We start from the raw sequence: 14,242 nt of genomic DNA, 5'->3' as shown, positions 1-14,242 counted from the left end.
TAAAACACTAACTGTTTGAGCTGCAATTTAAGTTGAGCAGCACTAATTCTCTTAGCGCGACAGAGAACTTCGCAAACTCGTGTACGGTGCCCACTTTAAACTCGTTTAGGATGCTTTCCCAACGATGTAGTGAGGTTTCATTGCGTTCCATCCACACATCCAGAGCATTCATCACATCACTCTTGCCTGATTCTATGCAATTTAACACCTGTGCCGTCAGCAAACGTTGTTGCCAATCGAGATCTTCGCGGAACGCTGCTCTTGCAAGTGCTTGCCAGTTATTATCAACAGCTTGGCCATTAATTTGCTTCAAGAACCAATGTAGTGATAAACGATCGCCTAAGTTGAAGTACAACTTCGCGGCTTCTTCGACAGTTTTATTGGTTTCACGAGCAACTGAAGAAATATCCAGTGCTGACTGCAAACTGGTCAAACGAGAAACACGGTTGGCCAATGTTGATTCAACACCACGTTGGATCCAGCTCTGAGCAAGTTCATCATGCTCCTCGACTTCCGACTCGACCAACATGGTATCAAGAGATTGCGTAATCACATCCACATCCGCTTGATACTTAGCGATTAACTCACTGACGGTATTCTTACCACTGCGGTTACGAAGCAACCAACGAGCAACCCGACGTAACATGCGACGCACATGGAACATGATCTCATACTGAGCATCTGCACTTGCAACGTTATCCAGTTTGCGTGTTTGATTCAGGACATCACCCAATGCATAAATTTCTCGCGCAGCACCGTAGGCGTTAGCGATATCCACCACCGACGCTCCCGTCTCCTCCTGTAGACGAGTGACGAAGTTACATCCCATTTCGTTCACCATTTGGTTGGCAAGCGATGTAGCAATGATCTCGGCACGCAGTGGATGTGATGACATCTGATCGGCGAACTTGTTACGTAGTTCACTAGGGAAATAGGCGATCAACTGCTTAGCATGGAAATCATCATTGGCAATCTCGTCATTGGCAAGTTGTTCTTTAAGTACCATCTTGCCATACGCCACCAACACTGCTAGCTCAGGACGAGTAAGCCCTTGACCCAGCTTCTCACGTTCTAGTAGCGTCTCGTCATCTGGGATGTTTTCTAAGACTCGATCAAGATAACCCGCTTTTTCCATAGTATGAATAAAGCGAATTTGCTCTTTAACAACGCTAACACCTTGCTGTTCAGTGACAGAGATAGACTCTGATTGACGGTACGCGTCATCTAAAACAATATCACCCACTTCATCTTGCATCGATTCAAGGATCTTATTGCGTTGTTTGATCGTCATGTCACCATGAGACACCAAACCATTCAAAAAGATCTTGATGTTCACTTCATTGTCCGAACAGTCTACTCCACCCACATTGTCGACAAAGTCTGTGTTTACTCGTCCGCCATTCAGAGCGTACTCGATACGACCTTTTTGAGTCATACCCAAGTTACCACCCTCACCAATAACCTTGGCATTAAGCTCACGTCCATCGATGCGCAAGACATCATTTGCACGATCACCAACATCAGCATGCGTTTCAGTCGATGCTTTTACGTAGGTACCGATGCCACCGTTCCAAAGCAGATCCACCTCCATCTTTAAGATCATTTTGATCAATTCATTTGGAGCAAGAGACGCTTTCTTAATACCCAACATCTTTTGGATTTCTGGCGTTAACGTGATGGACTTCGCTTTACGAGAAAAGATACCTCCACCTTTAGAAATCAATTTTGGATTGTAATCTTCCCAACTTGAACGTGGTAAGTTGAACAAGCGATTACGCTCCTCCCAACTCGTCTCCGAATCAGGATTTGGATCGATGAAGATATGCAAATGGTTAAATGCCGCTTGAAGACGTATGTGCTTTGACAACAACATGCCGTTACCGAATACATCACCCGCCATATCACCAACACCAATGGCCGTGAAGTCTGTTGTTTGGCAATCAACTCCCATTTCACGGAAATGACGCTTCACCGACTCCCAACCACCTTTTGCAGTGATGCCCATTGCTTTGTGGTCATAACCATTAGAACCACCAGATGCAAATGCATCACCCAACCAGAAGTTGTATTCAGCAGACACCGAGTTTGCCAAATCTGAGAAAGTTGCAGTGCCTTTATCTGCGGCAACCACCAAATATGGATCGTCCTCATCGTGTCTTACAACGTTCTTCGGTGGTACAACCTCCCCTTCAATGATGTTGTCAGAGACGTCTAATAGCGCACGAATGAAACGTTTGTAACAACGTTGGCCTTCAGCAAAAATTTCATCACGATTGGTCAACGTGTGCTGACGTTTACAAACGAAGCCACCTTTAGCTCCAACAGGCACGATAACAGTATTTTTAACCTGTTGCGCTTTCACCAAGCCAAGCACTTCGGTCCGGAAATCTTCTTGACGGTCAGACCAACGAAGACCACCACGTGCGACTTTGCCACCACGTAAATGCACGCCTTCAATGTCTGGCGCATAAACAAAAATCTCAAACGCTGGAACGGGCTGTGGAATTTCAGGGATTTCCCGTGGTTTTAGTTTTAATGACAACCAAGGTTTCGGTTGCTTTTGATCATCAAGTTGGAAATAGTTTGTCCGTACGGTTGCAACGATCATTTCCATGTAACGACGTAAAATACGGTCGTCATCTAAGCTATCAACAAGCTCAAGTTGCTCCGTAATCTTAGTGATCAACTCTTGCTGAGCCTTCTCTCCGCCTTTGTGCTTGGGATCAAAACGTTTTACGAAAAGATCCACCAGCCCTTTTGCAAGAGCAGGATAATGACTCAACGTGTCTTCGATATATTGTTGACTAAATGGGAAACCAACTTGACGCATGTAGCGAGCGTAAGCTCGAAGAATTGAGATCTCGCGTCCAGTGAGCGAGGCACCAAGTAATAGACGGTTGAAACCGTCACTTTCAAGTTCACCAGCCCACACGGCAGCAAAAGCTTGTTGGAAGCGATCTCTTGCTTCACTCAGATCAACCACGCTTTCGCTTTTGTGCAACATCGAAAAATCAAGGATCCAAAATGTTTGACCGTTCGTTTTATGGATCTCGTAAGGCGATTCACCAATCACTCGTAAGCCCAAATTTTCCAGCATCGGCATCACATCGGATAGATGGATTGGCTCATCTCTGTGGTATAGCTTCAATCGAACGGCTTTTGAATCTGCTGCCACTTCTTGGGGACGGTAGAAAAGCATACCCAGTTTGTTATCATCGCTCAGCGCTTCCAGTCTTTGGATGTCATCAACTGCGCTACCTGGCATCATCGCTTCTTTGTATGAACGAGGAAATGCCTTCATATACTCTTTTGACAATGGCAACCCTTTGCTTTCACCAAAGTTAGCAATGATTGAATCTTTAAGGCGATCATCCCAAGTAGAAGAGACTTCCATTAGATTTTGCTCGATATTCTTTACGTCAACGTCGATATTGTTATTGTCTACACGTACGATGTAGTGCGTGCGTGCTAAAGGGCCCTCGGAGAAATAAGTCGTAAACTCTACTTCTTGCTCGCTGCCAAAATATTGTTTGAGAATGCGCTGTGTTTGGCGGCGTAACTCCGTGTTATATCTGTCTCTGGTTACATACACCATCGCACTAAAGAAGCGCCCAAACGGGTCTTTACGTACAAACAGACGCAGCAAATCGCGATCGTGCATTTGTACCACGCCCATGCCGACTTCAAGCAACTCTTCTTCTTTTGCTTGAATGAGTTCGTCGCGTGGGTAATTTTCAAGAATGTTGTGAAGTGCTTTAAACGCATAAGAACCATCGCGATAGCCACTCGCATCAAGAATACGGTCAACCTTTTCGCGGATCAGTGGGATCGAAGAAACCGTTTGGTTATAAACCGACGAGGTATATAGACCAGTAAAACGATGCTCACCAATCACTTTTCCTTTCGCATCGAACTTCTTAATGCCAACGTAGTCATTGTAAGCAGGACGATGAATACGTGAGGCTTTATTACCTTTGGTGATGATCAAAGCACTTGGCTTTTTCGCTTCAAGTCGAGCGGAGTCTGAAAGTTGTGATAATTTAACGCCGCGGACACGGCTGTCATCGGCAAAGAGGCCCAAACCTTTGTCTTTTGTTGGCACGAGTTCCGTTTCGCCATCCACATTGACTAAGTCGTACTCTTTGTATCCCATGAACGTAAAGTTGTGGTCCCCTAACCAACGTAGAAATGCAATGCTTTCATCAAAACGTTCACCATCCATGGAAACCGCTGATTTTTGCGCTTCCAGTTGAGCCGTCACCTGCTCGAGTCGCTCCACCATGAGCAACCAATCGTTTACGACTAAACGCGTATCTGAAAGCACATCCAACAGTTCTTGTTTTAGATTGTGCATTTCATCTTTCTTACTTAATCTGTCAACTTCAATGTGGAATAGAGATTGTAGGACACCATCTTTACCGTTGACATCGGTCACTTCACCTTTGCCATTGCGAGTAATCTGTGTCGGATTATTCAACATTAAGTGACAACTTAGCTCTAATCGGCTCAACGCCATTTTTATCGAGTCAACCAAGAATGGGCTATCAGGAATAACCACTTCCACAATCGTATGCGTTGATTGCCAGCCATGACGACTTACTGTCGGATTAAATACTCGAACGGAAATGTCATCCGGTTTTTGCTCTTGAATATGATGCCATAAGCTCACAATAGCACCATAAAGATCGGATTCGTTTCGTTGTATCAAGTCGTCTTGAGAAATGTTACTAAAAAGGTGTTGAGCTAATTTAGTAACTAAAGGCTGGTGGGATAGCTCGAGTTTGTCTTGAATCAGTTGGTACACCTTTTCAAGCAGAACCGGCACTACATTTTCACGCGCGGTCATATTCACACTCCACATTAGAATAGTTTTTTTGTAGGGGACACTTAGCAATAAATCTCGCTAGAAGACTCGTCAACTAAGCATAGGTAATGCATGCGCTTATTGTAAAAGCAATATTGAAATTTAGTTAATAAAATTAACGAGAGATAGAGGTGAAATGTTTGATAATGTGACTAAGATTCGTGTTTAACTCACTGTCAAACTAGGTTCTTATAGTGATTCTAACTTAATAAAACGATGATTCTGGTCAGTTGTTAGTCTAAATCGCCCTTTTAAGCCTAACTGACTGAGGAATGGTCGAAATTTGACCGCCGGCAGCTGAATACGCAAACCGTGATCCGTAGTTACCTGCACTGCACTTGCCGCACCAGAATAATGCGCCAAAAACGCTTGATAGCTAATATTGAGTGTGAAGTAGTAATAATTCATAGTCTATTAGGCGTAGTTGGCATCACACCAACTACGCGCTATCGGATTAACTTAGCTTTCTAAAGCCTTTGAAACTTTTTCAAACAAATCTTTGGCTAAGTTCTCCATCGCTTTCAATCCTTCCAGTTCTTTACGGATCAGCGATTGGCGTTCTTGATCGTATTTAGCCAGTTTTAGCAAAGGATCGACCAAACGTGAGGCCACTTGAGGGTTTGTCGTGTTCAGTTCACGCAATACTTCCCCAGCAAAGCGATAACCTTCGCCTGACTTGTCGTGGAAGTTCACTGGGTTCATACCCAAGAATGCCCCAATCAGACTTCGTGTTCTATTTGGGTTTTTCAGACTGAACGCCTCATGGTTCATGGTTTCTCGAACTACAGTCAATGCGTTCTTCGCCGGGTTTGTTCCCTGCATGATAAACCATTTATCCATGACCAAACCATCATGCTTCCACTTATCACTGTAATCTTGCATCAGTGCTTCACGGCAAGGCAATTGCGCTTGGTTGGCAGATGCCATCGCCGCAATTGTATCGGTCATGTTGTTCGACTCTTGGTATTGCTTCAATACCAAATCATTACCCTCTTGAGTATACGCCAGATACGCTAGGCAGATATTGCGTAATGCACGTTGACCAATCGCCGCATGATCAATCGTATACTCAGCTTGCTTCAAGCTATGATAAAGCGCGCTCAACTCATCACTTAGCTGTGTTGCAAGAATGACTTTCAACTGTTTGAGAACTTGAGCAATTGCATCAACGTCGACTTGCTTGTACCAACCAGACACTTCATTGTGGTTTGGCAACGACATGACTTCAGCGATGAACGCGGGATCTAACTCTGCATTAAGAAGCACACCACGGAAGGCATCAATAACCGCTTCAGGCAGTTCTACTTCTTCACCCGCCTGAACTCGCTCAACATTTTGACGAATGTATTTGGCCAGTAACATCTGGCTAGCATCCCAACGTGAAAACTCGTTACGAGCATTGACCATCAGGAACATTAGCTCACGGTCTGAATAGTCGTACTCAAGCTTAACTGGCGCTGAGAATTCACGTAACAAAGAAGGCACTGGCTTTTCTGCCACATTCTCAAACATGAAGGTTTGTTTGTCGGCTTTCACATCCAGCACGTTTCCAACAGGCTCACCAGCAATGATCATTGGGATCACATCACCATTCGCAGCGTAAAGCTCGATGTCGAATGGAATATGCAATGGCTGTTTTTCCGCTTGCTCGTGTGTTGGCTCAGTCGACTGCTCAACAGTTAACGCGTAAGTTTGTTTAGCAGCATCGTATTGACTGCTCACACGAAGTGTTGGTGTACCCGACTGGCTGTACCACAAGCGGAACTGTGTTAAATCAACACCCGTCGCATCTTCCATGGCAGAGACAAAATCTTCACAAGTCGCCGCAGTGCCATCGTGACGCTCAAAGTAGAGCTTCATCCCTTTTTGGAAACCTTCTTCACCCAGTAAAGTATGATACATGCGAATAACTTCACTGCCTTTTTCATACACTGTTAGCGTGTAGAAGTTATTCATTTCAATCACTTTATCAGGGCGAATTGGATGAGACATTGGGCTAGCATCCTCCGCAAACTGCGGCCCACGAATGGTACGCACGTTTTGAATGCGATTCACCGCTCGGGAGCCAAGATCAGAAGAGAATTCTTGATCGCGGAAAACGGTTAGACCTTCCTTCAAGCTCAATTGGAACCAATCGCGACAAGTCACACGGTTTCCTGTCCAGTTGTGGAAATACTCATGACCAATCACGCGCTCAATGCCCAGGTAGTCTGCATCTGTGGCGGTTTGAGAGTTGGCTAAGACAAACTTTGAGTTAAAGATATTGAGACCTTTGTTTTCCATCGCACCCATGTTGAAGAAATCAACGGCGACGATCATGTAGATATCCAGGTCATACTCAAGATCGAAACGCTCTTCATCCCATTTCATTGAATTGATCAGAGAGGTCATCGCATGTGGTGCGCGATCTAAGTTGCCTTTGTCGACAAAGATTTCAAGATCAACACTGCGACCAGACTTGGTGACAAATTTATCGCGAAGCACATCAAAGTCGCCTGCAACAAGAGCAAACAAGTATGCAGGTTTTGGATGAGGATCTTGCCATTGAACCCAATGACGGCCACCTTCCAGTTCTCCCTCTGCGATGCGGTTACCATTACTCAGCAAATAAGGATATTTTGCTTTGTCCGCAATTACCTTTGTCTGGTAACGCGCTAATACATCAGGGCGATCGAGGTAATAAGTGATTCTGCGAAACCCTTCAGCTTCACATTGCGTACAGAACGCACCGCCAGACTTATACAGACCTTCCAAAGCAGTATTGGCTTCTGGGTCGATTTCTGTCTCAATCGTTAATTTAAATTCTTTCGGCAAAGCAGACAAAAGTAATGAGGCCTCTTTGACTTCATAGGCCGTCCAGTTTTCACCGTTAACTTTGACTGATTTAAGTTTCAGCGTTTCACCATCTAACTCAAGGACATCACTCTCGCCCATTTGCTTGACCTCTGACACCGCTGTCACTCGGGTGTGGTGATCATAAAGATCAAAAGTCAGGTCGATGTCGGTAATCGTGTGTGATGGCGCTTTATAATCTTTACGATATTTCGCCTGTGGGGTTTGAGACATATCTATAAATCCTTGTACAGTGAATCAGATTGTGCCCGAAGAGTTTGTGTCACTAAGCAAAACTGTATATACATACAGTTAAACGCTATTTCTTTCCACTTTATGCATCTGTATGGTAATTATTTCGGGCACAGATAAATTACCTCGGTTAGATGTGGTCTGAAAACGAATAAAACAAGGTTTGATACAAAAAAAGGAAGACTAACCATGTAGTCTTCCCTTCTATAAACAAAAATTCTACCACTAACGAATATAGACAAGCGTTATCTAACTCGATTGAGTACGGCAAGCATTTCCCCGCTTTCCTCCTTCAAGGTAAGCTGGTCAGTACCAAGAACATAAGTCGTATCATGCTCGCCGTCTTCATATAAGAGAACGAGATGATTACCTTCTGTGTAGTAGACGCCCTTCTTGACAGATTCGTCACCGCCTTCAGATGTCACTCTAAACATAAAGATAAAATCCGGCTGAAGGATGAGATCCAATTTATTAATTTGATTCGCAACCATACCTTCACCAGATAATGTCTCACTCGACCAAATTCCTGCTAAAGCATTTGGAAGGCCTTTCGTAAACATCACACCGTTGAGGTTGAGCATGTGATGGTTACTTTCGTATTGATAAACCTGTGGTTCATCGGTGTTCAAGCCTAGAATAATCGTATCTTCATTCGCGGTGTAAATACCTTCCCAATGATCGACACTGTAATCGCGCTTTTGAATATCAATTTGAAACTCGTACTTAGAGTTAAGTGTCAGTTTAATTGCCCTGAAGTTTTCTCGACTCGACTCCACATCAGGGTTGACTAAGTACCAGTCTCCGAGCAGTAAGGGGGTATCAAAATAGGTTAAATCAGAAGAATGTGTTCCCTGATCTTGCGCTTGTACATTAAACACCATGAGCGCTGTGAGCAAAGTTAAGAGCCATTTCATGTCATATCTCCACACTTTTAAGCTATTTTCTTAAAGCGTAGACATAGAGTTTTATTTGGGCGAATTTTTTTGATTTAAATCACATTATTGTTCAGAGAAAAATAACTTCATCTATACGTCATCTTTCCTTCACCTTGCTATGAGTTGAAAAGAAAAAAGCGAGCGTTAACGCTCGCTTTTTACCATCACACTGTTTTTAGGACGGTTTTTTCAGCATGTCTACCATGATTGCAACAGATTCATCAAGATACGCATCTGGCATTTCATAGTCTTTGGGCACATCGTCTAACGTTTTAAACGCTTCTTTACCCGCTAATGCTTGGCGTTGATTGATGCGATCTAGGCGCTGCTTATCAGCTTGCTCAGATTCTTGCTTACGCACTTTTTCATTCAAAGAAAGCGTATTGTCGTCTTTCTCTGCTTTGTACTGGGCAATGTCTTCCGCAATAAACTTAAACTCTAGCTCGTTAGCGATCCGCTCATCATGTTTTACACGCAATTGTTCAATCAAAGAATCATTACGTTGTAACACTTGATAATCGGCTTTCTCAATACTGTCCCAAGGTAGAGCATTATCTTCAACACTCTCACCTGTTTCTTCAGGATCAATCGCGGTAGGGAAAGGAATGTCTGGCACGACACCTTTATTTTGCGTGCTGCCTCCATCAATTCGGTAGAATTTTTGGATGGTGTACTGAACATAACCGATTTCTTTGTCAAACAAATCATAGATATGATTCAAAGAACGGTGCTGTTGTACGGTTCCTTTACCAAAGGAGTTTTCACCAAGGATAATGGCGCGGCCATAGTCTTGTAGTGCAGCGGCGAAAATTTCAGAAGCAGATGCACTATATCGATTCACCAACACCGTCATCGGGCCTGAATAACTGATTTGTCCATCCGTATCAGCGTTGACTTTCACTCGCCCATAACTGTCACGAACTTGAACCACAGGGCCTTTTTCAATAAACAAACCCGTGAGCGCAGTCGCTTCAGTTAATGCCCCACCACCATTGTTTCTCAAATCAACGATGATGCCGTCGACGCCCTTACCTTTGAGATCAGTAAGCAGCTTATCTGTGTCGGCAGAAAGACCCACATAAAAACTCGGTACTTCTAGAACACCGATTTTCTTGCCATCTTTTTCAATCACCTCTGCCTTCACTGCTCGGTCTTCCAAGCGAATTTTGTCACGCACAATTGTGACAACGTAACTCTTGGAATCTTTTCCTTCTGGCAGAACTTGTAGGTGAACTTTGGTGCCTTTAGGACCTTTAATCAGCTGGACAACATCATCAAGACGCCAACCGATAACATCAACGATGTCTTTTTTATCTTGGCCAACACCGATAATCCGGTCACCCTCGCCTAACTGTTTACTTTTAGACGCAGGGCCACCAGCAACCAAAGAACGGATGACAGTGTAGTCATCCGTCATCTGCAATACAGCACCAATGCCTTCCAGTGACAAGTTCATCTCAGACTGGAATTGCTCAGCGTTTCTTGGTGAAAGATAGCTGGTATGAGGATCCACTTCGCGTGCAAACGCGTTCATGTAAAGTTGAAAAACGTCTTCGTTACGCGTTTGAGTGATTCTCTTCATCGCGTTGTTGTAACGTTTTTCTAGAATGTCTTTAATTTCTGGCCAATCTTTGCCAGTCAACTTGAGGTTCAGCGCATCGTATTTTACTCGCTGACGCCACAGTTCATTAAGCTCGGTTTGATCCTTGGGCCAAGCCGCATCAGTGCGATCGAGTTCAATCTCATCATCCGTATCAAAGGTGATTTCTTGATCGAGCAGTTTGAGAGCATAAGAGAATCGCTCAAAACGCTTTTTCATTGAGAGATTGTAAACATCAAACGCGATTTGATTGTTGCCTTCTTTGAGTTGGTCATCCAACTCTGTTGACCACTTTTCAAATGAATCAATGTCTGCTTGGGTGAAGATATTCTTATTGTAATCAAGCATTTCTATATAGCGATTAAACATCGCACGAGAGAAATCATCGTTGAAATTAAAATGCTTGTAATGAGAACGAGTAAAACGGGAAGTGACCCTTTTGCTTGCAGTTTCGTGTTGAACTTCAGGTGCAAGTAAAGGGAGATCTTTTTCTGATAGTTTGGCTTCAAGAGCCTGAGCTGATGCTGCTAGCCAAAGGCTAGCAGCAATCAGAGTCACTTTTGAACGGCATTTCATGCGTAGGAGTGTCTCCTTTATGCGCGAAGGTGCTCCGCTTTCACAACCATTTGAAGGCCGTTAGACAGTTGAACTCGCACATCATCCTTATTAATTTCTACGATAGTCGCAGCCATGTTTCCTTTACCCATGTTTACGTTAACCGCTTTACCAGTGATCAATTCATCTGCGTTTAGCGCACGTGTTTCCACAGGTTGTTTCGCAGGCTTTTGCGCCTGAGGTTTGTTCGCACGACGTTGCTGAGGTGCTTTTTTAGCTTTTGGCTTTGACTTCTCTTCGTCACGAGCTTTTTGAGCTTGTTCTTTACGGCGAGCTTGTACCTTAGCTTTGCTTTCCGCTAGCGTTGCTTTCGCATGTTCAACGTGTTCTTCTTCTAGTACACCACACTCGTTACCATCTAGGTCAACACGAGTTGCGCCTAGTTTAACGCCGTGTAGGTAACGCCAAGAAGAAGTGTATTGTCTTAACGCTGCTCGAAGCTGAGTCTTGCTTACTTTTTCATCTTCACTTAGACGTTCAGCAAGATCTTGAAAAATACCAATTTTAAGAGGTTTCGCTTCACCTTCTAAAGTAAAGCACTTAGGGAAACATTCAGCAATATATGCAATAACTTCTTTGCTGTTTTTTAACTTTTCAGTCATGAGTTGTCCTGGTTTGAGCGGCCTGCCCGCGAGCATTAAGATAAAAATATTCTCGTATTATAGAGAGATGCGGGCGAAAAACCACTCTCGTTACCCAATTTATGCGTTGTTCGCGTGTGAATTAAGCAGCTTTTCTACTTCTGCCATGAAAAATGTTAACCCTTGTTCATCAATTTCACTAAATCTGCCCACACTTGGGCTATCAATATCCAGAACGCCAGCCAATTGCCCATTGATTGAGAATGGGATCACAATTTCTGAGTTGCTCGCCGCATCGCAGGCAATATGCCCTTCAAATTCATGCACATCATACACTCGTTGAACAGTGTAAGTTTGTGCAGCTGTTCCACACACACCTTTACCCATAGGAATTCGCACACACGCTACTTTTCCCTGAAATGGCCCTAAAACCAACTCATCTTCTTTATATAAGTAAAATCCCACCCAGTTGAGATCGGACATTCCCATGTTCAGCAACGCACTGATGTTTGACAGATTGGCGATTAAGTCACGCTCTGATTCAATAAGTGCGACTGCTTGTTTGGTGAGTGTTTGGTAATGTTCTATGGTCATATAAAGCTTTCCATTGTTTATTGCACAGCTGAAGCGTGCATTAATAATTTCCCGAATTTACTTTGGAATAGAATCAACAGCCGCTAGAATGCTGACTCTAATATAAATAGGACTTATTCTCATTATAATGTTATCGACATCCGACACTATTAGCCGCTCCTGGCTTTTAACACAAGCAAAAAAACACAAATCTAAGCTTGTGTTTGCGAACCTCATTGCCATTGTTGCCACTTTGGTTAGCGTCCCTATTCCTCTACTCATGCCACTCATGGTTGACGAAGTGTTACTTGATCAACCTGGTAAAGGATTGGCAGCGATGAATACCCTATTGCCTCAAGCCTGGCAAACACCGACAGGGTATATCTTCTTGACTTTGCTACTGGTGATCCTGATGCGTATCACCAGCCAAGCATTAAACATTTTACAGAGCCGCCAGTTCACCTTGGTCTCAAAAACCATTACTTATCAAATGCGCGCTAAGATGATCGATAAACTCGGTCGCATCAGTATTCGTCAATATGAGACTCGAGGTAGCGGAGGCATCAATGCGCACCTCATCACAGACATCGAGACCATTGACCAATTCATCGGCAGCACCTTAGCGAAGTTCGTGATTAGCTTGCTTACCGTCATCGGCACTGCAGGTGTTCTCCTATGGCTGGAATGGCGACTTGGCCTGTTTATCCTCTTAGTCAACCCTATCGTTATTTACTTCTCTAGAAAACTAGGCAGCAAAGTTAAACATCTCAAAAAGCGCGAAAACCAAGCATTTGAGCAGTTTCAAAATCGCTTAGTTGAAACCCTTGATGGCATTTATCAATTGAGAGCAGCCAATAAAGAACGAGAGTTTCTCTCTGAGCTCAAACAGCAAGCTGATCAAGTCCGACTCAACGCAGACAAATATGCTTGGCAATCCGAAGCCGCGGGTAGAGTCTCCTTTTTGCTCTTTTTGCTTGGTTTTGAGCTGTTTCGTGCCGTTGCGATGCTCATGGTGCTCTTTAGTGATCTCACTATTGGTCAAATTTTTGCTGTTTTTGGTTATCTTTGGTTCATGCTGACTCCGGTTCAAGAACTGCTCGGTATCCAGTTTTCTTGGTATAGCGCGAAAGCGGCGCTTACCCGCATCAACGCGCTTTTGGAACTGGAGGAAGAGTATAGACCTGAGTCGAAAGTCAATCCTTTCACTGATGGCAAAGAAATTGATGTTTCTGTCGAAAATGTCAGCTTCTCTTACAACCGTGAAACCACTGTATTAAATCAGTTGAATTTACGAATCCCTGCGGGAAAGAAAGTCGCGCTGGTTGGTGCCAGCGGTGGCGGGAAGTCCACACTAATTCAACTGCTAATTGGTGTGTATCGGCAAGATGGCGGTACTATTCGCTACAATAATGAATCCACAGATGACATTGGATTTGAGCTGATTCGAGAAAAAATTGCTGTTGTATTACAACAACCTATACTATTTAATGACAGCCTGAGGCATAATCTGACCCTTGGTGGTGACTATGACGAAAGCACGCTTTGGCAAGCGTTGGAAATTGCTCAGTTACAAGATGTCATAACGCAACTGACGGATGGTTTAGAAACTCAAGTGGGCCGCAACGGTATTCGTTTATCCGGAGGCCAAAGACAGCGTTTAGCCATTGCTCGCATGGTATTGAGTGATCCTCAATTCGTGATTTTGGACGAAGCGACGTCAGCGCTAGACACGGCAACAGAAGCCGCGCTGCATAAAGCGTTGAACGAATATTTGAAAGGTAGGACAACCCTAATCGTTGCACATAGGTTGTCAGCGGTTAAACAAGCGGATTTGATCTATGTATTGGAAGATGGCCAAGTTACACAAACAGGGACACACACCGAGTTGGTTGAACAAGACGGCCTCTACCAAACGCTTTATGGCAGTGTTCAATCTCACGCAAGTTGAACATCTGCTCCTATTGACATCGATTGAGCGAAGAACACTTAT

The 14,242-nt window shown here is 43.9% G+C and carries 8 protein-coding genes; 1 reads left to right on the top strand and 7 read right to left on the bottom strand.

Annotated elements, in window-relative coordinates; all coding sequences use genetic code 11:
- Positions 1-7 precede the first annotated feature (7 nt).
- The 7 genes from LZU85_RS13995 to LZU85_RS13965 form a co-directional block, all read right to left on the bottom strand.
- The gene (locus LZU85_RS13995) at positions 8-4,846 is read right to left on the bottom strand and encodes an NAD-glutamate dehydrogenase (protein WP_237287311.1); all 4,839 of its coding nucleotides are present in this window, start codon (positions 4,844-4,846) and stop codon (positions 8-10) included.
- 207 nt (positions 4,847-5,053) lie between these two features.
- On the bottom strand, positions 5,054-5,272 hold the full coding sequence (locus tag LZU85_RS13990) for a DUF2835 domain-containing protein (protein ID WP_176298820.1): 219 nt from the start codon (positions 5,270-5,272) through the stop codon (positions 5,054-5,056).
- A gap of 51 nt (positions 5,273-5,323) precedes the next feature.
- Positions 5,324-7,930, bottom strand: a complete 2,607-nt coding sequence (gene pepN, locus LZU85_RS13985; RefSeq protein ID WP_237287310.1) for an aminopeptidase N — start codon at positions 7,928-7,930, stop codon at positions 5,324-5,326.
- Positions 7,931-8,193: 263 nt separating this feature from the next.
- Positions 8,194-8,862: a hypothetical protein gene (locus LZU85_RS13980; protein ID WP_237287308.1), complete on the bottom strand. Its 669-nt coding sequence runs from the start codon at positions 8,860-8,862 to the stop codon at positions 8,194-8,196.
- Between the two features lie 196 nt (positions 8,863-9,058).
- Complete coding sequence (gene prc, locus LZU85_RS13975) at positions 9,059-11,059, bottom strand: carboxy terminal-processing peptidase (RefSeq protein ID WP_237287307.1); 2,001 nt, start codon at positions 11,057-11,059, stop codon at positions 9,059-9,061.
- Between the two features lie 17 nt (positions 11,060-11,076).
- Positions 11,077-11,700, bottom strand: coding sequence for an RNA chaperone ProQ (proQ, locus tag LZU85_RS13970; protein WP_013571847.1), 624 nt, complete (start codon positions 11,698-11,700; stop codon positions 11,077-11,079).
- A gap of 99 nt (positions 11,701-11,799) precedes the next feature.
- Positions 11,800-12,273, bottom strand: a complete 474-nt coding sequence (locus tag LZU85_RS13965; RefSeq protein ID WP_038963528.1) for a GAF domain-containing protein — start codon at positions 12,271-12,273, stop codon at positions 11,800-11,802.
- A gap of 127 nt (positions 12,274-12,400) precedes the next feature.
- On the opposite strand from LZU85_RS13965, the gene LZU85_RS13960 reads away from it, so the two are divergent.
- Positions 12,401-14,200 (top strand): ABC transporter ATP-binding protein, encoded by a 1,800-nt coding sequence (locus LZU85_RS13960; protein WP_176298824.1) that lies wholly within the window; start codon positions 12,401-12,403, stop codon positions 14,198-14,200.
- The last annotated feature ends 42 nt before the right edge of the window (positions 14,201-14,242 follow it).

The sequence above is a fragment of the Vibrio floridensis genome (genome assembly GCF_021852965.1).
Lineage (GTDB): Bacteria > Pseudomonadota > Gammaproteobacteria > Enterobacterales > Vibrionaceae > Vibrio > Vibrio floridensis.
The sequence above is the reverse complement of the archived record's forward strand: the minus strand, read 5'-3'. Positions and strand labels throughout refer to the sequence as shown.

Coding starts and splice junctions, on each gene's coding strand:
- LZU85_RS13995 (WP_237287311.1), bottom strand. CDS start 4,846: ATGACCGCGCGTGAAAATGTAGTGCCGGTTCTGCTTGAAAAGGTGTAC.
- pepN (WP_237287310.1), bottom strand. CDS start 7,930: ATGTCTCAAACCCCACAGGCGAAATATCGTAAAGATTATAAAGCGCCA.
- LZU85_RS13980 (WP_237287308.1), bottom strand. CDS start 8,862: ATGAAATGGCTCTTAACTTTGCTCACAGCGCTCATGGTGTTTAATGTA.
- prc (WP_237287307.1), bottom strand. CDS start 11,059: ATGAAATGCCGTTCAAAAGTGACTCTGATTGCTGCTAGCCTTTGGCTA.
- LZU85_RS13960 (WP_176298824.1), top strand. CDS start 12,401: ATGTTATCGACATCCGACACTATTAGCCGCTCCTGGCTTTTAACACAA.
- LZU85_RS13965 (WP_038963528.1), bottom strand. CDS start 12,273: ATGACCATAGAACATTACCAAACACTCACCAAACAAGCAGTCGCACTT.
- proQ (WP_013571847.1), bottom strand. CDS start 11,700: ATGACTGAAAAGTTAAAAAACAGCAAAGAAGTTATTGCATATATTGCT.
- LZU85_RS13990 (WP_176298820.1), bottom strand. CDS start 5,272: ATGAATTATTACTACTTCACACTCAATATTAGCTATCAAGCGTTTTTG.